Origin of the sequence: Streptomyces spiramenti (assembly GCF_012034385.1) — a bacterium.
GTDB lineage: Bacteria > Actinomycetota > Actinomycetes > Streptomycetales > Streptomycetaceae > Streptomyces > Streptomyces spiramenti.
This window is the reverse complement of record NZ_JAAVJB010000057.1, coordinates 1-25,042: the sequence shown is the minus strand read 5'-3', so window position 1 is coordinate 25,042 and position 25,042 is coordinate 1. Positions and strand designations below refer to the sequence as shown.

Here is a 25,042-nt window from a genome sequence, read left to right as displayed (position 1 = left end):
ACGCTCCTCGGTGTCCCGGGGGGCGTCGCCGGAGGGCTCGGCGTCCTCCTCGGGGGTGCTGTCGGCGGGGGCGCTGTCGCCCGGCTCGCGATCGCGCGGCGCGCGGTCGGTCGGCTCGCCGTCGGCGGGGGCGCGCTCGGCCGTCTCCTCCCCCGCGCGGCGCGCGGCGACCGCGGACTCCGACTGGTCGGTGTGCCCCGCAAGTTGCTGCGGCTCGGACTCGCAGTCCTCGGCGGTGGGGTCGGTCATGACGCAGGCGGGCAGCAGCGCGAGGCCGAACCGGTCGGCGGCCTCCGGGCCGTAGAGGTCGGCGAAGCCGGTGGCGTCGAGCCCGAGGGCGACCTCGGCGTCCGGGTCGGCGGATGCGGGCGGCACCAGGGACATGACCAGTCCGGAGAGCCCGGCCTGACGGGACACGTCCGGCCCGGCGAGGTCGACCGTCCACACCCCGGCCAGGGAGGCCGCCTGGTCCTCGTCGGCGCCCTCGGGGATGCCGAGTTCGACGGGGAGGTCGCCGACCGGGACCAGGGTGCCGGGGACGGCGCCGGTGAGGTCGACGGTGGCGGCCCCCGCGTTCCACGGGGTGGTGGCGGTGGGCAGGTACTCGGCCTCGACGGTCTCGTCCGCCGTGGTGAGCCCGGTCTCGGCCGACCCGTCGGGGGCGATCGGCTCGGCCTCGGGGAGGTCGGGCAGCTCGACGGAGGAGCGGGACATGCCGTCGCCCGGGATCGCCCACGCCTGCGCGCCCAGCACGGTCATCGACATGACCATCGCCATCAGCAGCACGGTCACCGCGCGGCTGCGCCGCAGCCAGCGAAGGGCAACCGGTCCCAGGGGACGGCGGCTTCCCTCCGTCCACGGCACGGCTATGTCGTAACCACTCATCCGGGCGGCACCCATCCCACAACTCGGCTGAATCAACAGGCAGCACTGAGCGCCGTGTTGGTCCGCGAGCAGGCCGAACTGCCGTGGCAGGCAGCGTGGTCGGGAACACAGCGCGGCGTCACCTTGCATCAGTCCGCCACGAAATGCACATGACGGAGAGTCATTGCATTACAAGTCGCACACAGTTTTCACATGCGCGTTTCCAGGCAACCGCAGACACACCAAGACGATCTTGAAAGGTGCGACCTATCGGACCTTCGCCGCGCATTCCTCTGCCATAGCCGGATATGACAGCTGATTCCGCCCGTCACCCACAGTTCCGGTCGCCGTTCATAACAATCCCGAGTCGCTTATAACGCTGGACAGCACCCTGGACAGGCGTGCGATTGTTTCCGCGCCCCTGGGTGACCGGCCATGCACAGGGGGCATGTCGCGCTGCCCGCGCGGCTTCTCGGTCCTCCGCCACGGGAGTACTCCGCTGTGAACCCGCTCCGCCCCCTGCACGTCCTGACGCGCACCCGCGCCCGGCTGGCCTGCACCCTCGGACTGGTCCTGGGCGTGCTGCTCCTCGGGCTGCTGCCGCTGAGCCCGTGGGGCGGACGGGGTCAGTCCTCGGCGGCCGACGCCGCGCACGGCGGCGGAAGCGGGGCGGCGGAGCCGGCCGGTGAGACGCAACGGCCGCTGGACGCCGCCGGCGCCATGGAGCTGGCGCGCGAGAGCGACGAACCCGTCGTCATCGACGCCGAGACCACCCACACCAGCCTCACCCACGCCCTGCCGGACGGGCAGTACCGCACCGAGATCGCCGCGCTGCCGCAACGTGCCCGCACCGAGGACGGCGACTGGGCGGACATCGACACCACCCTCCGCCGCACCGAGAACGGCATCCAGCCGGTCAACTCCCCCACGCCGCTGGTGTTCTCGCCCGGCAGCGCGGGCACGGGTGACGACGGTGAGGCGCCGGAAGCCGCAGACCGCGAGTCCGACGGCGACCGGGGCTCACGCGGTGTGCTCCGCCCGCAGGCGGCGCTGCTGCCCGCCGCCTTCACCACCGACACGAGCGACGGAAGCACCGCCGGCCGCGACGCCTCCGACGCCGGCGAGGAGGAGATCCCGGAGGAGGACCGCGACAACGAGCCGGAGGACGGCGGCCCCGACGCCCCCTCCGACGGCGAACCGCACCCGGGCCACACCGTCCTCGCCGAGATCGGCTACGGCGAGCACACCGTCACCTACAGCTGGCCCGGGTCGCTCCCCGAGCCGGTCCTCGACGGCCCGCGCGCGCTCTACCCCGACGTGGTGCCCGGCGTCGACCTGCTCCTCGTCGCCCGCGAGGAGGGCGGCTTCGGGCAGCTCCTCATCGTCAAGTCCGCGCAGGCCGCCGCCGACGCCCGCTCCGGCGAACGGCTCGACCTGGCCGCGATCACCTACGGCCTCTCCTCCCCCACCGCCGTCTTCCGCCACGACGAGACCACCGGCGGCGTCCACATCCTCGACCCGGACGGCGAGGAGATCGGCGCCGTCCCCACCCCCACCGGCTGGGACTCCGGCGGCCTGGAACCGACCGACCCGACCGACCCCGACGCCCCCGCGCCGCCCGAGCCCCGCACCGCGACCGCCACCCCGCAGCAGGTGCTGCGGCTGACCGGACTCACCGGCATCGAACCCGGCGCCGCGCACGCGCCGATACCCACCCGGCTCGACGGCGACGACACCTCCCGCGTCCTGTTGCGCCTGGACGCCGCGGCCACCGGCCTCTTCGACGCGGACGCCGACGTGAGCTACCCGGTGTTCCTCGACCCCACCCTCAACGGCGGCGTGCACTCCTGGACGATCGCCTACAAGCCGAGCCCCAACACCAGCTTCTTCAACGGCACCAACTACAACAACGGCACCTCCGAGGCCCGCGTCGGGTACGAGTCGCAGACCCGCGGCCTGGCCCGGTCGTTCTGGCGCATGAACTTCAACAAGAACCTGTCGGGCGCCACCATCTCCAGCGCGACGTTCCGCGTCCGGAACACCCACTCCTGGTCGTGCGAGACCCGGCAGTTCCAGCTGTGGCTGACCGGCGCCATCTCCTCCACCACGACGTGGAACAAGCAGCCGGAGTGGCGCACCCACCAGCAGAACCGGTCGTTCGCCCACGGCTACAGCTCCAGCTGCCCCGACGAGTACGTGGCGTACAACATCCGCAACGGCGCGCAGCAGGCCGCCGACGCCGGCTGGTCCACCCTCACCCTCGGAATGCGGGCCACGACCGAGACCTCCACCTACACCTGGCGGAAGTTCCAGGCCAACAGCGCGCAGATCACCGTCACCTACAACCGCAAGCCGAACGAGCCGACCCGCGGCACCAGCACCCCCGGCGGCGCCTGCTCCACCACCGCGGGCCAGGTGAAGGTCTCCAAGGTCGACGTGGTCCTCGCCGCCAACGCGACCGACCCGGACGGCAACCTGCGCCACCTGTACTTCCGCATGTGGCCTTCCGGCAACAGCGACAACAAGATCGTGGACCGGCGCGTCACCGTCAACTCGGCCGGCCGCGGCTCCGTCACCGTCCTCGCCTCGCAACTCGTCGACGGCACGACCTACTCGTGGGACGTCCGGGCCGAGGACACCGAAGGCGCCGTCTCCACCTACTTCCCGCCGGGGACCGCCGCCTGCCGCATCACCGTCGACGCCTCCGCGCCACCCGCGCCGGAACTCAGCAGCCCCCAGGTCGAGGACACCCCCTGGGACTCCGGCCAGTGGGCCGACATCCGCTACGGCACCCCCGTGCAGTTCACCCTCGACGTCAAGGGCAACAGGGACACGGTCCGCGTCGGCTACGCCTTCAACGGCGTCGGCTACACCAACGTGACCCTGCCCAGGCCCGGTGACAGCCTCACCGTCACCCTCAACCCGCCCAACGCCGGGCCGGTCGCCTTCCACGCGTACGCCTACGACGCCGTCGGCAACCGCAGCGAACGCGCCGAACTCCTCTTCTACCTGCCACCCCGCGAGGAGGCCGACGGCCCCGGCGACATCAACGGCGACGGCCACCCCGATCTCCTCGTCATCAACGCGAGCGGCGAACTCCGCAGTTACGCGGGGGAGCAGGGCGGCCAGGTGTTCTCGCCGGTCCGCGCGTCGTACTCCTCCGACGGCGCCATCAGCCCGCCGGGCCACTTCCACGATCCGGCGACCGACACGGTCGCGCTGATCTCCAAGCACGCCGACGTCTACCCCGGTGACGGCCTCACCGACCTGTTCGTCCGCACCCCCGACAACGGCTTCTGGGTCTACCCCGGCGACGGCTACGGCAGTTTCAACGTCGACGACCGGATCGAGGTCCTGCTGCCGGACAACGCGCCTGCGCCCGCGACCTGGCGGCAGATCAAGGCGGTCGGCGACGTCACCGGCGACGGTCTGCCCGACCTGTTCCTCCGCGCCGGCACCTCGTTCTGGGTGCTCACCGGGTACACCGGCGCCAGCTTCCAGGAGGCCCGGCGGCTGACCGTCAACTCCTGGGATGGTCGCGAGATCGTCAACATCGCCGACATCGACCTCGACGGCACGCCGGACCTGGTCTGGCGCAACACCACCAACGGCAACCTCTACGTCCGCCACGGCCTCCCCGGGGAGGTCCGCGGCAGCGTCGATCTCAACTCCCTGATGACGGCGGCACGCTCCCGCGACGGCGACATCCGCCACGCCACCGGCTGGTCGGCCGCGGCCCGCCCGCTCCTCGTCGGCATCCCCGACACCAGCGGCGACCGCCGTGCCGACATCTGGGCGCTCGACGCCACCGGCGAGGTGCGGATCTACCACCCCACCGCGACCGGCATCGGCGACCCCGTCGCCACCGTCCGCACCGGTTGGGGTCGCGTCCGCGCCCTGGGCTGACCGGGCCTGCCACCGCCCGAGGACCGCCCCGCCCGGCCGCACCCGCGGCCGGGCGGGGCGGCCGGGCGGGGGCTGCATGCCGTCTTCACAGTGCTGCGCGCGGTAGCTAACCTGATCCGCGAAGTCACCGATGTCTGGGGGAAGATGTCCGGTTCGACGCATGCCTGGTTGCTCGCCGCGGTCGCCCGGTTCGGCCGGGAGTCCCAACAGAAACTGTCGGGCGGGGGCAGCCCCGAGGCGTCGATCCGCGGCCCACTGGAGAACCTGCTGCGGACGGTGGGCGAGCACCACCGGCAGCACGACGTCACCTGGCACGACGAGTACTCCCTCCCCGACCGGGGCGTCCGCCTCGACTACGCAGTGTGTGCCGCCGGTCGGCTGACGGGATACATCGAGCTCAAGCGCCCCGGGCTCTCGATCGACCCGTCGTCGTTCGGCACCGCGAACCGGCGGCAGTGGGAACGGCTCCGCGACCTGCCCAACCTGCTGTACAGCAACGGCAGCGACTGGTGCCTCTACCAGAACGGCCACGCGGTCGCCGAGGCCCGGTTCACCGGCGGGCTGTCCACAGCGGGGGCGAAGCTCGCGCCGGCGGACCCGGACGCGTTCGACGCACTGCTCAAGCGGTTCCTGCTGTGGCGCCCGGCAGCCATCACCAACGTGGCCCGGCTCGTGCAGTTGGTGGCGCCGCTGTGCCGCCTGCTGCGCGCCGCTGTCCTGGAGCAGCTCACGGCGGAGGCGAAGTCCTCCGCTCCGCGCGACGACGTCCGGGCCCGCCCGTTCACCGGTCTCCGCAACGACTGGCGGCGCATCCTCTTCCCCACGGCGAGCAACGCGACGTTCGCCGACGGCTATGCGCAGACCGTCACGTTCGCCCTGCTGCTCGCCCGCGCCGAAGGCCTGCTGACGGCGGACAGCCCCCTGCACGAGGTGGCCCGGCGCCTGGACGCGGGGCACGCGCTGATGGGCCGCGCGCTGGACCTGCTCACCGGCCACGTCGGCGACCGGTTCACGGTCAGCCTCGACCTGTTGAAGCGCTCCGTGGCGCAAGTCGACTGGCCCGCGATCGAGTACGGCAACAAGGACGCCTACCTCCACCTCTACGAGCGGTTCCTCGACGTCTACGACCCGGCGCTGCGGCAGCAGAGCGGCTCGTACTACACGCCGCGCGAGGTCGTGAGCGAGATGGTCCGGCTCACCGACGAGGTGCTGACGACCCGGCTCGGCCACCCCGAGGGCCTCGCCTCGGACGCCGTCCGGATCGTCGATCCCGCGATGGGGACCGGCACCTTCCTGCATGCCGCGATCGAGCGCGTCGCCGACCGCGCCGAGGAGCGCCACGGTCCCGCCATGCGCCCGGACGCCGCCGGCCGGCTCGCCCGCAGGCTGCACGGCCTGGAGATCCAGATGGGCCCGTACGCCGTCGCCGAACTCCGGACCTCCACGCTGCTCAAGCGGTACGGCGCGGCGGTGCCGGACGAGGGGCTGCACCTCTACGTGTCGGACACGCTGGAGAGTCCGAACACCGAGGCCGACTTCCTCCCCTCCACCTACGCCGCGATCTCCGAGTTGCGCCGCCGCGCCAACCGCCTCAAGGCGGACGTGCCGGTGACCGTGGTCATCGGCAACCCGCCGTACGACGACAAGGCGGAGGATCGGGGCGGCTGGGTCGAGAAGCGCGCCGACCGCGACGACACACCGCTGCTGGACGACTTCCGGCTGGCCGGCAACGGCAGGTATGAGCACGTTCTCAAGAACATGTACGTGTACTTCTGGCGCTGGGCCGCCTGGAAGGTGTTCGACGCGCACCCCGACGACCGGCACGGCGTGGTCTGCTTCATCACCCCCTCGGGCTGGGCCACCGGACCCGGCGGCCGGGGCATGCGGCAGTACCTGCGGCGCACCTGCGACGAGGGCTGGATCATCAACCTCAGCCCGGAGGGCCAGCGCGCCAACGTCGGCACCCGCGTCTTCCCCGGCGTCGCGCAGCCGCTCTCCGTCTTCCTCATGGTGCGCCGCGCGGGCGCCGTCCGCGGCCCGGACCACCGCGCGACGCTGCACTACCGGTCGCTGGAGGGTCGGCGGGCGGAGAAGTTCGCGCAGCTGGGCGCGGTCCGGCTCGACGACGACGGCTGGCGCCCCGTCCGGGACGGCGACACCGAACCCCTCACCCCGCGAACGGCCTCGGGGTGGGAGGACTACCCGGCGCTCGGCGACCTCTTCCCCTGGGGCAGCCTCGGGGTGACCTCCAACCGGGCGTGGGTGAAGGCCCCGAGCGCGGAGACGCTGCGCCGACGCTGGCGGCGCCTCCTCGCCGAGCCGGACCCGGCCGAGCAGGCGGTCCTGTTCAAGGAGACCCGCGACCGGTCACTGTCCGGCCTGGTCGGCGGGCGCGCGTCCGAGAGCGACCGCACACCGCCACCGCAGGAACCGGAGATCGTGCGGTACGCCCTACGCACCCTGGACCGCCAGTGGCTGATCAGCGATCCTCGCGCAGTGGACTTTCCCCGTCCGGACCTCTGGGCGGGCTGCCGCCGGGACCAGCTGTTCCTCAACCAGCAGTCCTCCCACGCGATCGAGTCCGGCCCCGCCGTCGTCGCCACACACCTGATCCCCGACACCCACCACTTCAACGGCCGTGGCGGGCGGGTGATGCCGCTCTACCACCCCGACGGCTCCGCCAACGTGGCTCCCGGGCTGCTGCGCCACCTCGCCGGCGTCCTGGCGCTGCCGCACGTCACAGCGGCCGACCTCGCGGCATACGTGGTCGCGGTGGCCGGACACGACGGGTTCACCGACCTGTTCCGCGAGGACCTGCTAACCCCCGGCGTGCGCATCCCGCTCACGCGGAGCACCGAGTTGTGGCGGCGGGCGATCGACATCGGCAGCGAGCTGCTCTGGGCCTCGACGTACGGCGAACGGTTCGCCGACACGGACGCCGGGCGCCCCGCCCGCAACGTCCGCTTCGCCAGCGGCGACCCCCGGCAGGTTCGGTACAACGCACACATCGGCGAGGCCGTGCCGAGCCGCCTCACCTATGACCCGGAGTCGGAGACCCTTCACGTCGGGCCGGGCCGCCTCGCGCCGGTGACACCGGCGATGTGGGAGTACGACGTCGGCGGGATGCGCGTCCTGCGGAAGTGGTTCGGCTACCGCAAGGCCGAGCCGAGCAGCAAGCGGTCCAGCCCACTGGACGACATCCACGTCGACAGCTGGCCGGAGGAGTGGACGGGCGAGCTGATCGAACTTCTGTCGGTGCTACGCCGGTTGACCGACCTGGAGCCGCGCCAACAGGATCTGCTGAGGGACGTCCTGGCAGCGCCGGTGGTCGCCGAGGGCGACCTGCTCACGGCCGAGGTGCTACCGGCGGGGAAGGCCGCTGCGCGGGCACGCCACCCCGCGCCCGACGCGTTGTTCACCATGGGCCCCGACGGCGCCTGAGCGTCGGTGGGGCCAGGGACGACACCGGCCTCAGCCAACGCCGCGCATGCGGTCCTCGGCCTCGGCCGGCGTGAGCGTCTCCTGCGCCAGGTCCCGTACGCAGGCGGCGAACCTCGCCTCGGTGGTGCCGTGTTCGGCGGCGAAGCGGCCGATCCGGCTGAGCAGGAGCTCCAGCTGTTCGGCGCGTGCCCGGTAGTGGACCGCTGCGCCGAGGGCCGTCACCGAGGTGGTCCCGTCGGTGGTGCGCACGGTGCCGAGCGGCATACCCGCCAGCGTCCCGCGGAAGCCGTCGGGGTCCAGGCCGCGCGCCGCCAGCAGTTCCGCGGACGCCTCGGTGCCGTCCGGCGCGGGAAGGTCGGCGCGCACGAGCTGGGCCAGCAGCTCGCTCTGGGCGGCGTCGAGCTCGATGTACGGGGTGGGCCCGGCATGATCCATACCGGTAGCTAACACGAGAGACCGGGCACGCCGGGCCCGACATTCGGACGACTATCACCGACCCGCCGCGGCGAGCGGCGGAGCCTCCCAGGCGCTCCGCCCGGTCGGCGGCGCTCAGGGTTCGCGGTGCAGGGCGAAGACGCGGGCGGGGAAGCCGGAGCCGCCGCGCGGCTTCGGCCAGGAGGCCACCACCAGCGCCCCGGCCTCGGGAACGCGGTCGAGGTTGGCGAGCAGCTCGATCTGCCAGCGGCCCCGCCCCAGCACGTACGACTCCAGGCTGAAGTCACCGGCGGAGGTGGCGATGCCGGGGTCGGTGTCGAGCTGCTCGTGCCCGACGGCGGTGACGCCGACCGTCTCCAGCAGGTGGCGCAGCACCTCGGCGCTCCACCCCGGGGTGTGGCTGACGCCTGCGGGATCGCGGTTGACCATGGCCTGCTGGTCCGGCCACCGGCTGCTCCACCCGGTGCGCAGCGCGACGAACGACCCGGCGGGGATGGCGCCGTGGCGGTCCTCCCAGTCGGCGACGTCGTCGAGCGTCGGCGTGGCGTCCGGGTCGGTGGCGACGCGTGCGCTGATGTCGAGGACGACGAGCGGCAGGAACATCTCCTCGACCGGGATGCGGTCGAGGGTGGCCGCACCCTGGTGGAAGTGGCTCGGCGGGTCGACGTGCGTCCCCCACTGGCCGACGAGCGTGTACCGGTCCACGGTGAACCCGTCGCCGCGGGCCAGGTCGAAGACGCTCTCCCGCTGTTCGTCGGGGAGCGCGGGGAAGTGCGGCTGCCCGGGGTGGAACGCGTGGGTGAGGTCGGTGTGGACGGCGCCGACCGTCAACTGCCGGTAGGCGGACCACAGTCCGGTGTCGGTGGCTGTGCTCACGTGACTCATGCGGCTCCTCCGTGGGCGCTCGCGGCGGCGGGATCATCAGGGCGGGCGCACGGTCACCGTGCGCCGGGTGGGGCTGCCACACCCCGCTCGGCAGCGTACCGAACGTAGCCGGATCGCGACTCCCCGCTGACAGCCCAGCCAAGTGGCGGCCCTGGGCGCCCCTCACGGAGCGGGACCCGGCGCGGGCTGTCCCGTGCCGCGCCTGCCGCGCGCCTGGTTCCTGCGGTCGGTCGCCGCCTGTGCCGCGGCACGCAGTAGGACGTAGAACGGGTTGCCCTGGCTGATGCCCCATTGGTGGAGGTAGACGAGCATCTGGTTGAGGACGGTGTCGTACTCGACCAGTGTTCCGGAGGCGTCACCGGCCGCCTGCCCGTAGGTGACCAGGCGGGCCCGCTGCTCCTCGGTGATCTTGCCGGCCCGCGCGAAGCCCGATGCGTACTGCTCCAACTTCTGCGGCTGCGCGCCGTAGACCAGCTTCTCGCTGAGCATGCTCTCCTGGAAGTCGTTGAAGGCGGGGTCGTTCCGGAGGGCTTGTTGCAGCTCCAGAAGCGTCTGCTTGCGTTCCGTGGCGAGCACGCGGACCTCCTCGGGCGTCGCGCCCGCCTCCACCAACTCCATGACGGGGCTGCTTCCGAAAGCCTGGTGGGTGGCGACGTGCGTCAACTCGTGGGCGATGTGCCCCTGCAGGAAGGACGAGCCACCACGGGCCTGGGCGTCGACGTTGAACGTGAACTCGGCGCTCTCCCCCTCACCGGCGGTGATCTTCATCCCGGGCATGCCGTTCATGGGTACCTGCATCCGGGTGACGCGCTGCGCAGCCGCCATCAGTTCACCGATGATGCCGCGGGTCTCGGCAGGGAGGTCCGGGTCGCCGCTGAGAGCTCCCAGCGTCCGGACCTTGTCCTCCATCATCGCGTGGAAGTTGTCGGGCGGGATAGCGCGCGAAACCTCCTGGGCTGCGGCGGCGAGGGCGCGGTCGTCCGTGTCGGGGTTGGCTCCTCGCTCCATCAACCTGTCGATCTCCGCGACCAGTTCGTTGAAGGCAGCGAGGGTTCTGAACTTCGCCAGACCGTCGCCCGCCTGCCGCTGCAGTTCGGAGACCCCGGCGAGTCGCTGCCCCTCACCCTTGCCTTCCTTGTGCTGCACGTACGCCTCGCACTGCCGCACCACGGCCTTCAGCGCGATCAACGCCGTCTCGGGACGGTCGGCCGGTACGGCGTGAAACGCGGTGAGCGCGTTGTCCACCTGAACGATCTTCGACCGGCCCCGCATCGGACCGTCGCCCGTGCGCTGTTGGAACTCCGCCGCCTCCATCACGCGCGCGACCGTGATGGCCCGCGTGACCGACGCGTTCCCCGCGGCGCTCTGCAGCGCAGCGAGGGAGTGCGGGGCACCAACGGTCGTCGCAGGCGGGGTCACTCGGGGAGCAGACGCGTGACGGACCGGGTCGGAGTTGCCGTGTGTACGCGTGGCCGTACCGTAGGTGACCTCGCCGCTCCGTGAAAGAGCGCCCTTGACGGGCTGCCGGAGGCGTGGTTCCCGGGATGCGGGGCCGGCTCGGGCACCGACCCCGCCGGGACACCCTCCGAGGCGCCCGTCCCGCACACCTCGGGCTCCCACCAGGGAGTTCACCGTGACGAGTCCCCGACCGCGGCGCCGACGGTGCCACTTCCAGCGGCGCCCGGGGTCACCGCACCCCGGGCGCCGCTGGAACTGTCGTTCAGCGGGCGAGCAGCGCGGACGTCAGAACGTCCTCCCGGAGCTTCCGGGCCAGGGCGAGCTCCCCGCGCAGCAGCTCCTCGTGCTCGCCCAGTGCCCGCATCGCCCCGGCGACCTGCCGCTGGGACGAAAGGTCGGGAACCGTGATCGGAAGCTCCTCCAGCACCTTGAGCGAAACGGTCTTCATCGTCATGCCTCCGGTCGACCGCGCCTCCAACCACTGTCTCGACGCGGCGCTGCTCAGGTACGCCGCGACGTAGTCGGGATCGAGGCCCTCGGGCGGTCGCAGCAGGAAGCAGCCCGTGCCGCACACCCACCCGTCCTGCGCGTCCCGAACCACCGAGCACCGCCCCAACTCACCACGTCGGGCGATGACCACGTCCCCGGCGCGGAGCAGGAACCGTGCCAGCCGATCTGCCGCGTACGGCCCGGGCAGGTGCTTGACGTGCTCGTTGGCGAACCCGCCGTCGGCCAGGTTCTTGGGCATCACGACGGGCACCGTTCCGGCCCCGCCGTCGACGTACCGGGAGGCGGGGACCAGACTGCCGGAGGGGCCGGCCAGCAGCAGCCCCGGGGCGGATGCCGAGCCCTCCGCACGGTCGGCGCCGGTGGCCTCCCCCGTCACCGCGGCGGCCAGCGTGGTCCACGTCCCGGCGGACCGTTCTGGGCCACGCCGGCGGCAGTGGGCGAGCTGCCTCTCCGCTTCTGCGGCGGACCGGGCCAGCTTCTCACCGGACAGCAGGAGGCTGCCGGGGGGCTGCCCGGCCGGTTCCGCTCCGTGCGCGGCCTCGTCGGACGCGGGCGCCCCCACGTGCAACCGGGGATCGAGCACCGCTCCGGCGGCGAGCAGGCGGTCCCGGGGGACGACCGCGGAGAAACCGGGTTCCGGCCGGAACCCGGACGCCCCCGTGCGCCACTCCCGAAAGAGCTGCGCGACGCGCTCCACGTCGTCGCCTCGCAGCACCCGTCGCCGGCGCCGGACCTGGACCCCCGCTGCCCCGGCGTCGATGAACAGGACATCGCCGGGCGCACGCCCCTCCCGGTGACGCTCGGCCTCCCGCGCCAGCAACCAGATGTGCACAGGTGTGGCGGTCTGCGCGAACAGGTCGGCGGGTAGGGCGACGACACCGAGGACGACTCCGGCCTCCACCATGCGCGTCCGGATGGCGGCGTCACTCCCCTCGGACCACGTCGCCCGGGGCGCCATGATGACCGCCGCCATGCCGTCGGCGCCCAACCGCTGCCACGCGTACTGCAGCCAGGCGAAGTTGGCGTTGGAGTCGGTCGGTGCCCCGAACGGCCAGCCCTGGGCCATCCAGTCGGGAACCCGCTGGTTGAACGGCGGGTTGCAGACCAAGCGGTCGACCGTGCCGCCGGCGCGGTGGCTGCCGCCAGGTCTCGTTCCGGCGACCGTCACCGTCGGCGGGTCGACACCGTGCAGCGCGAGGTTCAGCGTCGCCAGCGGGAGGTTACCCCCGTCGCTCACGTGCGCCTCGAACGTCGCGGCCGCCAGACCACCGCGCGGGGCGATGCGGTCCGCCACGGCGGCGAGCGGGCCTCCCAGCCCGCAGGCCGGGTCGAGGACGCGCTCGCCCGGCCCGGGGTCCGCCAGCTCCGCGAGCAACCTGGACACCGCCCGAGGCGGGTGGAACTCTCCCGACGACGGGCCGCCGTCCTCCTGCTGCCGGTCGATGAGGCGATCGCACACCTTCGGCAGCCCCACGGCGTACGGCGTCGGCTCCTGCACCGTCGCCGACAGGAACGCGGTCACCCACGGCCCGTCCTGATACGCGTCGCCGCCGTTGAACAACCCGGTTCCCAGGACCCGAAGATCCCGCAGCGGGAACCCCGGGTGCTCCGCCGCTCCCCGGAGCGCGGCACCGAGATCGCGCACCGCCTGCGGACCGTCCCCACGCTCGTTCACCGCTCTCCGCCACGGGGCGAGGAACGCCGCGCCGGAAGCCGCCTGCTCGGCCGCGAACCGGCCCAGCAACAGGATCGTCAACATCGACACCAGGTCGCCGGACGTTCCCCGTCCCCTGCGGAACGGCACGTACGCGCGCCACAGCCGCTCGACGACCTGCTCCGCGGGCGGCGGGGCGTCGTGGCCGCCGGGCTCGGACGCCTCCTGGTTCTCGCTGGTGCTCATGTCAGGCTCCCTTGCCACGGCGGGGCATGCACGTCCTGCCCACGACGGACGCGGCAAAGACGAGCGCTCCGATCAACAGGATCAGACGCGCCGTTCCGCCGTTGCTCTGAATCGCCTGGCCGAGAAGTTCGACAAGCTGGTCCATCCCCTACACCCTCTCCTAGGTGTACAATTGCGCAGTTGCACTGCGCAAAGACTTCAGCGCGGCCACCCAGTCAGAAGTGGGCTCGTTTGCCACTCCTCGGTGCCGCCGAACCGAAGCTAGCACCGCGGAACCCACCGTGGGAGAACGCAACTTGACGGCCGTAGCCACGCCACGCACAGTGCGCAGCGCTGCTGCGCAGACAATCAGTGCTGATCGAGCAACAGGTCGGTGGCGACCACCGGCTCACGCTGTCAGACCCAAGCCACGACGCTTGGTGACACGGCTCACACGCGCTCAGAGCAGGTGGTCGGCCTTGCCGTCCTTGATGTCCTGGATCAGCGCCCGCAGCGCGTCCCGGCTGTCCGTCAGGTGGCGCTCCTCCTGACCGGCCACCGCGATGTAGCCGTTCCCCTCGGCATCCACCCCGAGACGGAAGCAGTTGGAACTCTCCGCACAGAAGGGGGCTTCCCAGTGAATCTCCGACACCCGACTACCTCCGTCAGTTGCGAGCGATGTGCTGTATGAGATCGCGGGACGCCTCTGCGCTCAGCGACGCCCGCTCCATCCAGTCAAGCTGAGACCAGTACTTCTGCAGCTGTGCGGGGGCGTGCGTGAAGCCGGGGCCGTGCGCCGAGTCGAGCTGGACCGTGTCCAGTTGCGGCACGACCTCACGGACGTGGCAGAACGCCTGACCAGCACCGGGGAAGGCACCAGCAGTGAACGGCACCACCCGCACGTCGACATGAGAGAGCTGACCGACCTCGCAGAGCCAACGGAGTTGGCCGGTCATGACCTCCGGTCCACCGAAGTCGATCCGGAGCGCCGCCTCGTGGATGTACGCGGTGTAGCGCACCGGGGTGGCTCGCTCCAGAACCTGGCGGCGCTCCAGTCGCAGCGCGACGCGGAGTTCGACCTCGCGCTCGGCCAGCTGCGGCAACGCGGCCTCGGCGACTGTACGGGCGTAGCCCCGCGTCTGCAGCAGACCCGGCACATGCAGGAACACGGCTGCTCGCACTGACCGGGCGTGCCACTCGATCTCCGCGATGTCGAGCAGTCCCGCCGGGAGTTGCCCTCGGTACCCCTCCCACCAACCGGGTTCCTGAGGCTCGGCCATGGCCGCCAGCGCGTCGATGTAGCGATCGTCGGTGCAGCCGTAGTTGCCGGCAAGGGTCCTCACCCGCTCCGGGCTGATCACCCGAACACCGGCCTCCATGTTCGAGATCTTGGTGCGGTCCAGGCCGAGCAGCCGGGCCGCGAACGCGGTGGTCTCTCCAGAGTCCGCACGCATCCGGCGAAGCTCTGCACCGAGGCGCTTCTGACGTTCGCTGGGCGTACTCCGTGGCGGCATAGAGCGATTCTCCCCGCTGACGCTGAACGGGAGGTGCCCCCTTCACTCACCCCTGAGAGGGACAAGCGCTCGCGTTGGTGGCAATTGCCACCACGCGCTTGTGCGGTGGGTACCGCGACGCTGACCGAGTGAGAGCGAAGTGCATCGCGCGAGCACGCCCGTGTCCTCCTGCCCTGGGAGGGGTGTGTCGCGCCAGGGAGACAAGCCACGCCTCGCCGACCGCGCGGACGCATCCTGCCGCACCCCGCGGCCCGCCCCTCGACTCATGCGGAGTCCTGCCATGCCCGACAACACGGCGCCCGACAACACCCCCCCTTCGGGGCGGCGGTCGACCGGTCCACTTCCCACCCGCTTCGTCCGGTGCCCGCCCGGCCGCCACGACCTGCGTCCGCCGCACGCGGTCGACCCGGACCACGCGTTCACACTGCCGTCCGCACTGGCCACCCCGGAGATCGTCCGGGAGGCCGTCGAATCCGTGCTCGGGGTCCACGACATCAGCGGCCGACCGGCGGACTCCCTCCCGGACATCGCCTACGAACTCGTCTGGCACGCATGCCGTTTCACCCCCGAGGGCGACTCGGTGCACCTCACGCTCCGCCGCCACGCGGGGGCGTTCCACCTGGCCGTGCACGACACCCACGAGCGCCACCGGCACCCCCAGTTCAGCTCCCGCTGCGACGCGCGACGCGAGCGCTCCTTTCACAGCTGCGCGACGCTGGTCGCCGACCACCACGGCACCTGCGGCACCAGCCCCGCCGTCGCACCCGCCCGGGGCACACTCACCTGGCTCAGCCTCCCGACCGAGCCCGAGCCCGAACCCGAGCCCGAGGCGCGACCGGGCGTCCGATGAGTGGGACGGCGCAAGGTCCGGCCACCGCAGGCGCGGCTGTCACGCGAGTGCGGCGAGGGAGCAGGCGCCCGTCTGGCACTCCGCCGCCGAACACGCAACCGACCGGCAACCGGCCGGCCTGCCGGCGGGAGCGACCGGCACGGTACCGCTCCCTTGGCTCGACCTCACTCGATTTCAGGGGGCGTGACCGCAGAGTCGGCCCCTTTCGAGGTAGGCCCGCCGATCTCGGCCCTCGTACCCGCTTCGATGGAAGTGCGGCGCCTGTCTCGCAGTTCCTGCCGTTCGCTGTCCGGGATGGTCATCGACTCGGCGAGTTCGGCGGCGAACGCACCCACGTCCGCGGCGTCCGCTCCGGCGGGGAAGAGCCACCGGAGGTTGTCGTCACGGGTGATCAGGTCGATTGCCGGCTGCCGACCAGCAGCCTGGTCGGCAGCGGCTCGGACGTAGCGCACCTGGTCGAGGGGAATCTCCTGACGGACCTCGGCTTGTTCGAGGAAGGCATTCGACCTGGCGGTGATGACCCGGCGGTCGGTGACGGCGACCAGCGTCCTCACCGCGGCCTTGTCCCTCGCCGCCGCCAGCTTCTCCTTCGCGCCGCCGACGATCGCGGAGAGCGGGCCGAGGGCGTCGAGCTGTTCGGGGAACGCGAGGGCGCGAAGCGTCTCGGTGTCGTCGAGGAACCAGCGCAGGATCCGCAGGTACGGGTCCAGAGCCAGCGACTCGGGCGCACAGACGACCTCCGGGGCCTCCAGCGCGGGGGCCGGTGGCCGGAGGGCGTCGGAGAGCGGTTCGATCGCCTCCAGCAGACGTGCCGAGGTCTCGCGGGCGGCCTTCGCGTCCTTCCGCTTACCGGCCAGCGGCCACCCGTCGGAGCCGGGGAGCTCCGCGGTGATCCGCAGGTGCCGCGTGAGCGCACGTATGAGGCTGGTCGCCTCGGAGAGCATGGTGTCGAACTCCGCGCGGGCGTCGCGGGCCACGACCTCGGCGTATTTCGCCTCGTCGGCGTCGTCGCGCCCGGCGGCTCTCGCCTTGGCCGCGCGCAGCGCCTGGTACCCGGCCCGGGCCTTCAGCAACGACAACAGGGCGTGCGCATCGAAGGCGATGTCCGCGGCGCGCTCCCGGAGGTACTCACGGTGGCTACGCGTGTCCGACCCGCCGAGATGCGCGAGATGGTCGCGCACGTTCTCGGGGTAGAGCTGTAGCTGCTTCTGCAGCAACGGCTCGTTGGCCGCCACGCCCTCCCACAGCGACTGCGGAACGGAGCCGATCTCGCGCGCGTGATCGACCTTGGCATCGATGGTGGCGACCAGCCCCGTCAGTTCCGCCCACTGCTCCTTGCGCACGGCGCTCAGGACCTGGTTGGTCATCGTGAGGTTCGTCCGGACGAGGCTCGACACCTCGCTCAGCATCATCTGCAGCGCGACCATGGCGAGCGCCGGTCCGATCGACGCTGCGGCCTGCGCCTTGCTCAGCCCCACGGGATAGAAGCGCGCCTGGTGCAGGGTGCCGCCGGGGCCCACCACCGTCCCCAGGTTGGCGCCGTCCTTGACGACCAGCTTGCCGCCGTCGGCCAGCAGGGCCCGGGTCGGGTCGCCGATCCGGTAGAGCCCGTGTGCGGCGCCGGCCGCGCTCCGGATGTCGCCACCCACCGTGGCCGTGTGCCCGATCGACGCGAGGACCGCCGAGATGCTCCGGCGGTCGGCCTCCGGCACCAACCCGAAGTCGAAGTCGAGCCGGCCGTCGGCGAATTCCGGCGGGACATCGCCGGTGAGGAGTGCCACCCCCGGGTGCACCTCGATCAGGGTCAAGGGCTCGGTCTCCGAGCCGGGTACCGCTGACCGGGGCGGCGACTCGACCACAGCAGCTGACGCGGCAGCTTTGCTGAGCCCGCCCTCCCCCGCGGCGGCGCTCTCCCCCGAGTCCGACGAGTCGTGCATGCCCGTTCCTCCCCCGCAGCGCGCGGCAACCCCACCGTGCCGGCGTCGACCGCCGCAGTCTATGGCTCAACTCCGAGCGACTCAGGTCGAATCCACGAAGCCGACCGCACCGCGAAGGAGGGTCCGTTCGCACACAAGGCCCGGCCCGGTGCCCGGCCGACGGACGCGGCGGGTTGCTGCACGGTCAGCGAGTCCGTCGTGCCGCGGCCCCCGCATCAGCCCTGGGCGTTTGCACTACTGGCCCGCCACTCAAGGGCTTGGGGCACCTCGTTGAACTCCACCACGTGCTCGCCGGTGTCGCGTGCCAACGCGTCGCGTACCTCGGTCGGCGTGACGTGGAAGAACTCCTTCCTCGCGTTGACGCGGTTGACGCGGCGGGCGGCGAACTGCTGGTGCAGACGTGTCTCCAGGCCGACCGCGTCCTTGCTGAAGATCAGCGCGTGCACGTCGAAGCGGAACGGCACCGCGGCGCCGCTGAGTTCGTGGACCCGGTCCAGGGGTTCGAGGCGCCGCGTCATGCCGATCTTGACGACGCTGTCCCCGAAGGCACCGACGTTGGAGATGACGTACACGTAGCCGGCCCGCACGTTGACTGCCTGCGCCTCGACGTCGTTGAGCGCTGCTTCGAGGTCCGCGAGCTTCGCCTCCATCTCGCCGACCGCTGCGAGGTCGCCGCGCTCCCGGAGCCGGTCGAGCGCGGACTGGTAGTGGCCGAGTTCCTTGGTGAGCTTCTCCCGCTGGCGGTCCAACTCCTTCTGCGCTGCGGCCTCCTCCCGCTGACGGGCGCGCTCCTCCCGCTGTGCCTCCTTCTCCTCCTCCTTCCTCTGCAGGAAGTCCGCCGTCAGTTCCAACTCCCGCACCCGAGCGCTGTGGTACGCGTCCGAGATGCGGATGTGCATGGTGGCGCCCAGCTTTGCGATGGTCTCGCGGCTCTTGAAGAGACGATCCACCAGCGAGGTCAGGCGGTGCGGGCGCATCCCACGCACCGCGGAGTCGGCCTCGGCGTTGTACGCGCGCAGCATGAGCTTGGAGAAGTCGCGCACCCTCTTGCGTCCCTCGCGGACGGAGCCGTTGACCGTCCAGTCGGTGGCAGCGAGCACAGCGCGGTCCTGGCGCACCAGCTCCTTGATCTCCGCGCTCAGCGAGTCGAGGGCAGCGCGGTAGGCGACCGCGTCCTGGAGCGGGTGCCGGTAGGAGTAGACACCGACCTGCTGCAGCATCGCCGTCTCGTCCGTCGTGACGATCTGCGCCCGCAGCTCCGTCAGGTGTGTCTCCGCCCGGTAGAGCTCGTTCCGGTGCTCCTCTGCGGCCTTCCGCGCCTTCTCGGTCTCCTGCGTCGCGCGGCGGGCCTCGGCCTTGCCCTCCTTGGCCGACTGACGGGCGACGGCGACGATCGACTCCGCCTCCCGGGACGCGTCGACGCGCAGTTGCTCGGCCTCGTCCCGGGTTCGCTGGACGAGGCGAGCCACCTCAAGGGCCTCGGCTCCCTGAGTCGCCGTGACCCAGTCGCGGAGTTGCTCCAGTTCGGTGGGGCCGCCCCGGCGAAGCCTCCCCAGCAACCCGCTGCGGCGCGGCTGTGGCACCCCGGTGGTGTTGCCACCACCGGGCGGTACCGGAGAGCCGTGCTCCGCCTGCACCCGGGTCGTGGCAGCGGCGATGACCGGCACCCACAACTGCCAGCCGGGCGGCGGCACGGGCCACGACGGATCCGGCTCCCAGAAGGGCGGCGGCACCCAGCCGTCCGGCGGCGCCGGCCAGCCGGGAGGAGGGTTGAGTCGGTACTGGTTCATCGGGCCCCCTCTTCCACGGCACCCGAGCGGGCGCCGACACCGCGTGCGCGCTCCATGGCCACCCCAGTGGCGCACTGCAAGTCGGGACAGAATGTAGAACACGGCGCACGGACTCGGGGGCGATTTCGGAGAGATGGGCCACGGCGCAACCGTGACGGAACCTGGTGGCACGAAGCAGGAGGGCTACCCACCGCAACGGCCTTCCTCATCCCCATCGTCATCCAGGAAGAGGGCTGCGGCTGACGGGAGCGGGCCGGTGGTCTCTGCCGCTGCTGCCGAGCTGTGGTCACCCGACGGACCCGAGCCTGCCCGGCGTCTCCGACCGGTCCCAGCGGGGCCTCGGAAGCCACTCAGGGCCTGATCCGCTGTACGGATCAGGCCCTGAGTGGTACTGCACCAGTCGGGGTGGCGGGATTTGAACCCACGACCTCTTCGTCCCGAACGAAGCGCGCTGCCAAGCTGCGCCACACCCCGATGCGATGTGGATTAGCTTAGCGGACCTGGGGCCGTACGCGAAATCCGTTGCGGCGAGGGGCCGGGCGGGGGTTCGCACGGCACGTTCGGGCTGGTCGGGGCGGTGCCCCGCCGTGTCGTGCGTCGAGGCGCCACCCCGGGCGGCCGGGGCCGCGACAGGTAGGTCAGGCGGGGCGTTCGGTGAGGGTGAGGAGGGTGGCCTCGGGCGGGCAGGCCAGGCGGACCGGGGTGTAGCGGTTGGTGCCACAGCCTGCCGAGACGTGCAGGTAGGAGCGGCGGCCGTCGGCCTCGTGGTGGGAAAGGCCCTTCACGCGCCGGGTGTCGATGTCGCAGTTGGTGACCAGCGCGCCGTAGAACGGGATGCAGACCTGTCCGCCGTGGGTGTGGCCGGCGAGGATCAGCGGGTACTCGTCCGCGGTGAAGGCGTCGAGAACGCGCAGGTAGGGGGCGTGGACGACGGCGAGCGACAGGTCCGCGTCGTGCTCCGGACCCCCGCTGACCTCGGCGTAACGGTCCCGCTTGATGTGCGGGTCGTCGAGCCCGGTCAGCGCGATCTCGAAGCCGGCGGTCTTGACCCGGCCGCGGGTGTTGGTGAGGTCCACCCATCCGGCCTCGTCGAAGGCGTCCCGGATCAGCCACCAGGGATTGCGGGGGACACCGGTGGCGCCGGCGTTGCCGTTGAGGCCGTGGCGGCCGGTGGCGCGCTCCAGCAAGTACTTTCCTGGGTTTCGGAGTTGGGGTGCGTAGTAGTCGTTGGAGCCGAAGACGTACGCACCGGGGAACTCCATGAGCGGGCCGAGCGAGTCGAGCAGCTCGGGCACGCCGTCGGAGTCGGAGAGGTTGTCACCCGTGTTGATCACCAGGTCGGGCCGTAGACCGGCCAGCGACTGCAGCCAGCGCTGCTTCTTGCGCTGTCCGCAGACCATGTGGATGTCGGAGACCTGGAGCACTCGCAGCGGGTGGGCTCCGGGCGGCAGCACGGGCACGGTCACGCGCCGGAGCCGGAACGAGCGTGCCTCCCATCCCGCCGCGTAGCCGAGGGTTACCGCACCCGCGGCGGCAGCGCCCGCCGCCAATCCGAGAGGGACCGAATAACGCGTTCGCATCCCCCCATCGTCGCAGACCCGCGCCTGAGACAATGACCGCATGACCACGCTGAAGGCCCAGTTGCAGAACGACCTCACCACTGCCATCAAGGCGCGTGACGAGCTGCGCTCGGGCACCCTCCGGATGACTCTCACCGCGATCACCAAGGAGGAGGTCTCGGGCACCTCCGCTCGTGAACTCTCCGACGACGAGGTGCAGAAGGTCATCGCACGGGAGGCGAAGAAGCGCCGGGAGGCGGCTGAGGCGTTCGAGGCCGGGAACCGGCCCGAGCAGGCGGCGCGCGAGAGGTCTGAGGGCGAGCTGCTCGCCGAGTACCTGCCGAAGCCGCTGACCGACGAGGAGCTGGCGGAGCTGGTGGCCGCCGCCGTCGCCGAGGCCAGGGCGGGCGGTGCCGAGGGGCCGCGTGCCATGGGCGCGGTGATGAAGCTGGTGACACCGAAGGTCGCCGGGCGCGCCGACGGCAAGCGGGTCTCCGCCGCCGTGAAGGGCGCGCTGGCGGGCTGACGCGCCACCGGTCCGCCGAGCCGGCCACGCGGGCGGGAGCGGCGACCGACGTCTGACGGCCACGGGCCGGGCGGGGTGCGGAGCACTCTGCCCGGCCCGTGGTGTGTGTCGGACGTGCCTCTGGTCGGCGTGCGCTCTTCTCCGCCGTCTCAGGGCCGGGTGCGTGGCGGGGACGGGCAGCGGCCGGTGGGCACAGCACCGAGCCCGCACAGCACCGAGCCCCCGGCGGTTGCGCGCCGGGGGCTCGGTCAGTGCCTTTTCAGTTGCTGATCACGGCTCCCGGTGGGGAAGCCGGGCGGCTGGTCGGCCGGTCGGGTCAGTCGCGGTTCCAGTCGTCCCAGTCCCAGTCGTCCCAGTCCCAGTCGCGGTCCCAGTTCCCGCCGCCGCCGTTGCCGCCGCCGCCGGGGCCGCCGCCCCCGGGGTTGTTGCCTCCGCCGTTGCCGGAACGGTTCCCGGGGCCATCACCATCCCCGTCACCGTCCCCGTCACCGTCCCCGTCGTCGCCGCCGTTGCCGCGCGGCAGGTCGACGTCGGCGAAGGTCCCGGCGGGGATGCCCTCCAGCGCGCCGTTCATCGCCTGGCGCCAGATGGGTCCGGCGATGCTGCCGCCGCCCGCGCGCTCGACGTAGTTCCCGGCGAGGGTGAAGTTCTCCATGGGGAACGGGTCGATGCCGCCGACCCGCACCGCCGTGGCGACTTCCGGGGTGTAGCCGACGAACCAGACGTTGCGACGCTCGTCGGAGGTGCCCGTCTTACCAGCGTTCTCGCGGCCCTGGAGGCCGACCTGCTGTCCGGTGCCGTCCTCCACGACGCCCACCAGCATGGCGTTGATGGTGTCGGCGGTCCGCTCGGACATCACCCGGTTGCACTCGGTCTCCGGGATGGCGTACTCGTTGCCCTGCGCGTCGCTGACCGCGGTGATCGAGGTCGGCGCGCAGTACTCGCCGCGGTTGGCGAAGGTGGCGTAGGAGTTGGCCATCATCAGCGGGGTGGTCTCCTGACCGCCCAGCGTCACCGAGGGGTAGGCATTGAGCGGCGTCTCGTCGGCGCCCTTGCGGATACCGAGCTTCTCCGCCATCTCCACGGTCTCGCAGAGCCCCGACTCCTCCATCAGCATCACGAAGTACGTGTTGATGGACTTGCCCAGCGCCTCGGTCATGTCCCAGGTGCCGGTCATGGTCTGGAGCTCGTTCTTGAACTCCCACATGCCGGCGCCGGCCGGACCACCGGAGCAGTCACGGAAGCTCGACTGGTCGACCTCCATCTCGAAGCCGCTGGAGTACTCCTGCGCCGGGCTGAGGCCGGCCTCCAGCGCCGCCGCTGCGGTCACCGGCTTGAAGGTCGAGCCGGGCTGGAAGCCGAAGGAGGCACCGCCCATGATGCCGGAGGTGTTGAGGTTGAGCGTGGTCTGGTGCTGGTCGCCGTCGTTGCCGTAGGGACGGCTCTGCGCCATCCCGAGGATGTGGCCGGTGCCGGGCTCGACCTGCACGACGGCGGCGGTCGCCTGGTCCGAGGGGTGGGCGCCGGTGGTGGCGGCCTCGGCGGCAGCCGCCTGCGCCTGCGGGCGCAGCGTGGTGCGGATGGTGAGGCCGCCGAGCTGCCAACGGGCGTTCCGCTCGGTGCTGTTCTCGCCGAAGACGGGGTTGCTGAGGAACTCGCGCTGCACGTAGTCGCAGAAGAAGCCCGCGTCGTGGACGGCGGTGATGCAACCCTGGCGCGGCTGGCTGACGTTGAGCTCCAGCTCCATGGCCTTGGCCTCGTCGGCCTCGGCCTGGGTGACGTCGCCGGTCTCGACCATCCGCTGGATGACGATGTTCCGGCGCTTCTCCGCCTCCGCCGGGGCGTTGACCGGGTCGAAGCGGGTCGGGGACTGCACGAGTCCGGCCAGTACGGCCGCCTCGTGGAGCTCCAGTTCGCTGGCGGACTTGGAGAAGTACCGCTGCGAGGCCGCTTCGACGCCGTAGGCCTGCTGGCCGAAGAAGGTGATGTTGAGGTAGTTCTCCAGGATCTGGTCCTTGCCCAGTTCCTGTTCGAGCTGGATCGCGTACTTCAGCTCGCGGATCTTGCGGCCGATCTTCTTCTCGGTGGCGTCAGCGAACGCGTCGGAGTCGTCGCCGGCGGCCTCCACGAAGACGTTCTTCACGTACTGCTGGGTCAGGGTGGACGCGCCCTGCGTGGTGCCGTCCTCCATGTTGCTGTTGAGTGCCCGCGCGACGCCGCGGATGTCGATGGCGCCGTGTTCGTAGAACCGGGCGTCCTCGATGGCGATCAGCGCCGCCTGCATCACGGGGGCGATCTGGTCGAGCGGCACCACGGTGCGGTTGCGGGCGTAGATGTCGGCGATCTTGCCGCCGTCGGCGTCGAGCACGACGGTCTTCTGGCTGAGGGGTGGCCTGGTGAGGTCCGCCGGCAGTTCCTCGAAGCCCTCGACGGTGCCCTTGGCCGCCAGGCCGAGAGTGCCCACCGCGGGAAGTGCGATCCCCGCGAGCACCGCGCCGGCCAGCACGCTGACTCCGACGAACTTGGCTCCCTGCTGCGCCGCCCCGAGGCCGCCGCCCACACGCTTCCTGCTCATGGAGGCCAGCGTACGGGGCGGATCACCGGACAGGCGACCACATGTTCGCCTAGGCTGCACGCGTGTCCTCTACACGGGAACACCGGCGAGTCCGTTCGTCACCCGTCGCACCCACCCGATCACCCGGCCCGCGCGACGTTGACCGGGCGCGACGTCGAATCCGTGACCGATTCGCGCGGTTTGAGCCTCCTTCGGCGGCTCCCGCGTCCGCCACCACGGCGCTCGGGCGACGGATCCGTCGCTCAGCAGAGTGATAGTGCGATTGCACATAGTCTGATCGGGCCATTTTTCTTTAGGCCGCGTGGGGGTGTTGCCGTCCGTCCCCAGACCGTAACGTCCTGCTTCGGCAAGCTGTGGAACAAGCTCAGGACCGCGACCGTCCCACCCTCGGTCCGCGCGCGTGACCTTCTTTGCCGCCGTTGGGGGAGCCTCGGCAGAGAGAGGACGGCACACGCATGGGCTGGGTCAAGGACTGGAACACGAAAGCGGCCTGCCGCGGCGCCGACCCGGACGACCTGTTCGTCCAGGGCGCCGCGCAGAACCGTGCGAAGGCGGTGTGCGGCGGGTGTCCCGTCCGCGCCGAATGCCTCGCGGACGCGCTGGACAGCCGCGTCGAGTTCGGTGTCTGGGGAGGCATGACGGAGCGGGAACGCCGGGCGCTGCTGCGCCGTCGCCCGCAGGTCACCTCCTGGCGCCGCCTGCTGGCGACGGCCAAGGCCGCCTACGAGACGGAGAGTACCGCGACGGCCGCCCGCCGTTCGGCGCGCGGCGCGGCGCTGCAACGCCCTTCGGGCGCCGGGGCGAGGGGGGTGCCGGAGACGACGGGGCTACCGGTCGCGCCGCCGTTGGCCGCCGAGGCGGCATAGCGGCACGGGTCGGGCCGCTCCTGCGCGCGGGCCGACCCGGTCCCGGG

16 protein-coding genes, 1 tRNA gene and 1 pseudogene are annotated in these 25,042 nt (G+C 71.7%); 5 read left to right on the top strand and 13 right to left on the bottom strand.

Annotation, left to right across the window (positions count from 1 at the left end):
* Positions 1-885: pseudogene (locus HCJ92_RS09790) on the bottom strand (hypothetical protein); the annotation flags it as partial.
* Positions 886-1,365: 480 nt separating this feature from the next.
* Between HCJ92_RS09790 and HCJ92_RS09785 the strand changes: the two are divergent.
* Together HCJ92_RS09785 and HCJ92_RS09780 are read left to right on the top strand one after the other, a co-directional pair.
* Complete coding sequence (locus HCJ92_RS09785) at positions 1,366-4,770, top strand: FG-GAP-like repeat-containing protein (protein WP_167933091.1); 3,405 nt, start codon at positions 1,366-1,368, stop codon at positions 4,768-4,770.
* A gap of 144 nt (positions 4,771-4,914) precedes the next feature.
* On the top strand, positions 4,915-8,211 hold the full coding sequence (locus HCJ92_RS09780; RefSeq protein WP_167933090.1) for a type ISP restriction/modification enzyme: 3,297 nt from the start codon (positions 4,915-4,917) through the stop codon (positions 8,209-8,211).
* Positions 8,212-8,241: 30 nt separating this feature from the next.
* On the opposite strand, the gene HCJ92_RS09775 is transcribed toward HCJ92_RS09780, so the two are convergent.
* From HCJ92_RS09775 to HCJ92_RS09745, 7 genes are all read right to left on the bottom strand, one after another.
* Positions 8,242-8,646, bottom strand: a complete 405-nt coding sequence (locus HCJ92_RS09775) for a hypothetical protein (protein WP_167933089.1) — start codon at positions 8,644-8,646, stop codon at positions 8,242-8,244.
* A gap of 114 nt (positions 8,647-8,760) precedes the next feature.
* Entirely contained in the window at positions 8,761-9,531 is a 771-nt protein-coding gene (locus tag HCJ92_RS09770) for a cyclase family protein (protein WP_167933088.1), read from the bottom strand.
* A gap of 162 nt (positions 9,532-9,693) precedes the next feature.
* On the bottom strand, positions 9,694-10,845 hold the full coding sequence (locus tag HCJ92_RS09765; protein WP_420824691.1) for a hypothetical protein: 1,152 nt from the start codon (positions 10,843-10,845) through the stop codon (positions 9,694-9,696).
* A gap of 406 nt (positions 10,846-11,251) precedes the next feature.
* Positions 11,252-13,399 (bottom strand): N-6 DNA methylase, encoded by a 2,148-nt coding sequence (locus HCJ92_RS09760; protein WP_167933086.1) that lies wholly within the window; start codon positions 13,397-13,399, stop codon positions 11,252-11,254.
* Between the two features lies 1 nt (position 13,400).
* The gene (locus tag HCJ92_RS09755; RefSeq protein ID WP_167933085.1) at positions 13,401-13,544 is read right to left on the bottom strand and encodes a hypothetical protein; all 144 of its coding nucleotides are present in this window, start codon (positions 13,542-13,544) and stop codon (positions 13,401-13,403) included.
* A gap of 294 nt (positions 13,545-13,838) precedes the next feature.
* A complete protein-coding gene (locus tag HCJ92_RS09750; protein ID WP_167933084.1) occupies positions 13,839-14,030 on the bottom strand; it encodes a hypothetical protein in 192 nt (63 codons plus the stop codon).
* 13 nt (positions 14,031-14,043) lie between these two features.
* Positions 14,044-14,892, bottom strand: coding sequence for a helix-turn-helix domain-containing protein (locus HCJ92_RS09745; protein WP_167933083.1), 849 nt, complete (start codon positions 14,890-14,892; stop codon positions 14,044-14,046).
* 280 nt (positions 14,893-15,172) lie between these two features.
* Between HCJ92_RS09745 and HCJ92_RS09740 the strand changes: the two genes are divergently transcribed.
* A complete protein-coding gene (locus tag HCJ92_RS09740; RefSeq protein WP_167933082.1) occupies positions 15,173-15,742 on the top strand; it encodes an ATP-binding protein in 570 nt (189 codons plus the stop codon).
* Positions 15,743-15,906: 164 nt separating this feature from the next.
* Here the strand turns inward: HCJ92_RS09740 and HCJ92_RS09735 are convergent, their stop codons facing one another.
* The 4 genes from HCJ92_RS09735 to HCJ92_RS09720 all read right to left on the bottom strand — a co-directional run bounded on the left by HCJ92_RS09735 (position 15,907) and on the right by HCJ92_RS09720 (position 21,049).
* A complete protein-coding gene (locus HCJ92_RS09735) occupies positions 15,907-17,679 on the bottom strand; it encodes a hypothetical protein (RefSeq protein WP_167933081.1) in 1,773 nt (590 codons plus the stop codon).
* Between the two features lie 215 nt (positions 17,680-17,894).
* A complete protein-coding gene (locus HCJ92_RS09730; protein ID WP_167933080.1) occupies positions 17,895-19,469 on the bottom strand; it encodes an SNIPE associated domain-containing protein in 1,575 nt (524 codons plus the stop codon).
* A 400-nt stretch (positions 19,470-19,869) separates the two neighbouring features.
* A tRNA-Pro gene (locus HCJ92_RS09725) sits at positions 19,870-19,943 on the bottom strand.
* Between the two features lie 164 nt (positions 19,944-20,107).
* A complete protein-coding gene (locus HCJ92_RS09720) occupies positions 20,108-21,049 on the bottom strand; it encodes a metallophosphoesterase (RefSeq protein ID WP_167933079.1) in 942 nt (313 codons plus the stop codon).
* A gap of 40 nt (positions 21,050-21,089) precedes the next feature.
* Between HCJ92_RS09720 and HCJ92_RS09715 the strand changes: the two genes are divergently transcribed.
* Positions 21,090-21,554, top strand: a complete 465-nt coding sequence (locus HCJ92_RS09715; protein ID WP_167933078.1) for a GatB/YqeY domain-containing protein — start codon at positions 21,090-21,092, stop codon at positions 21,552-21,554.
* Between the two features lie 316 nt (positions 21,555-21,870).
* Here the strand turns inward: HCJ92_RS09715 and HCJ92_RS09710 are convergent, their stop codons facing one another.
* Positions 21,871-24,129 carry a transglycosylase domain-containing protein gene (locus HCJ92_RS09710; RefSeq protein WP_167933077.1) on the bottom strand — a complete coding sequence of 753 codons (2,259 nt, stop codon included), beginning with the start codon at positions 24,127-24,129 and terminating at the stop codon, positions 21,871-21,873.
* A 455-nt stretch (positions 24,130-24,584) separates the two neighbouring features.
* Between HCJ92_RS09710 and HCJ92_RS24835 the strand changes: the two genes are divergently transcribed.
* Entirely contained in the window at positions 24,585-24,995 is a 411-nt protein-coding gene (locus HCJ92_RS24835) for a WhiB family transcriptional regulator (protein ID WP_167933076.1), read from the top strand.
* Positions 24,996-25,042: the final 47 nt, after the last annotated feature.

Bases quoted from the DNA above. Each gene is read 5' to 3' on its own strand.
- HCJ92_RS09715 (WP_167933078.1), top strand. From the start codon at position 21,090: ATGACCACGCTGAAGGCCCAGTTGCAGAACGACCTCACCACTGCCATC.
- HCJ92_RS09720 (WP_167933079.1), bottom strand. From the start codon at position 21,049: ATGCGAACGCGTTATTCGGTCCCTCTCGGATTGGCGGCGGGCGCTGCC.
- HCJ92_RS09780 (WP_167933090.1), top strand. From the start codon at position 4,915: ATGTCCGGTTCGACGCATGCCTGGTTGCTCGCCGCGGTCGCCCGGTTC.
- HCJ92_RS09760 (WP_167933086.1), bottom strand. From the start codon at position 13,399: ATGAGCACCAGCGAGAACCAGGAGGCGTCCGAGCCCGGCGGCCACGAC.
- HCJ92_RS09735 (WP_167933081.1), bottom strand. From the start codon at position 17,679: ATGCACGACTCGTCGGACTCGGGGGAGAGCGCCGCCGCGGGGGAGGGC.
- HCJ92_RS09710 (WP_167933077.1), bottom strand. From the start codon at position 24,129: ATGAGCAGGAAGCGTGTGGGCGGCGGCCTCGGGGCGGCGCAGCAGGGA.
- HCJ92_RS09770 (WP_167933088.1), bottom strand. From the start codon at position 9,531: ATGAGTCACGTGAGCACAGCCACCGACACCGGACTGTGGTCCGCCTAC.
- HCJ92_RS09745 (WP_167933083.1), bottom strand. From the start codon at position 14,892: ATGCCGCCACGGAGTACGCCCAGCGAACGTCAGAAGCGCCTCGGTGCA.
- HCJ92_RS09740 (WP_167933082.1), top strand. From the start codon at position 15,173: ATGCCCGACAACACGGCGCCCGACAACACCCCCCCTTCGGGGCGGCGG.
- HCJ92_RS09730 (WP_167933080.1), bottom strand. From the start codon at position 19,469: ATGAACCAGTACCGACTCAACCCTCCTCCCGGCTGGCCGGCGCCGCCG.
- HCJ92_RS24835 (WP_167933076.1), top strand. From the start codon at position 24,585: ATGGGCTGGGTCAAGGACTGGAACACGAAAGCGGCCTGCCGCGGCGCC.
- HCJ92_RS09765 (WP_420824691.1), bottom strand. From the start codon at position 10,845: ATGGAGGCGGCGGAGTTCCAACAGCGCACGGGCGACGGTCCGATGCGG.
- HCJ92_RS09755 (WP_167933085.1), bottom strand. From the start codon at position 13,544: ATGGACCAGCTTGTCGAACTTCTCGGCCAGGCGATTCAGAGCAACGGC.
- HCJ92_RS09775 (WP_167933089.1), bottom strand. From the start codon at position 8,646: ATGGATCATGCCGGGCCCACCCCGTACATCGAGCTCGACGCCGCCCAG.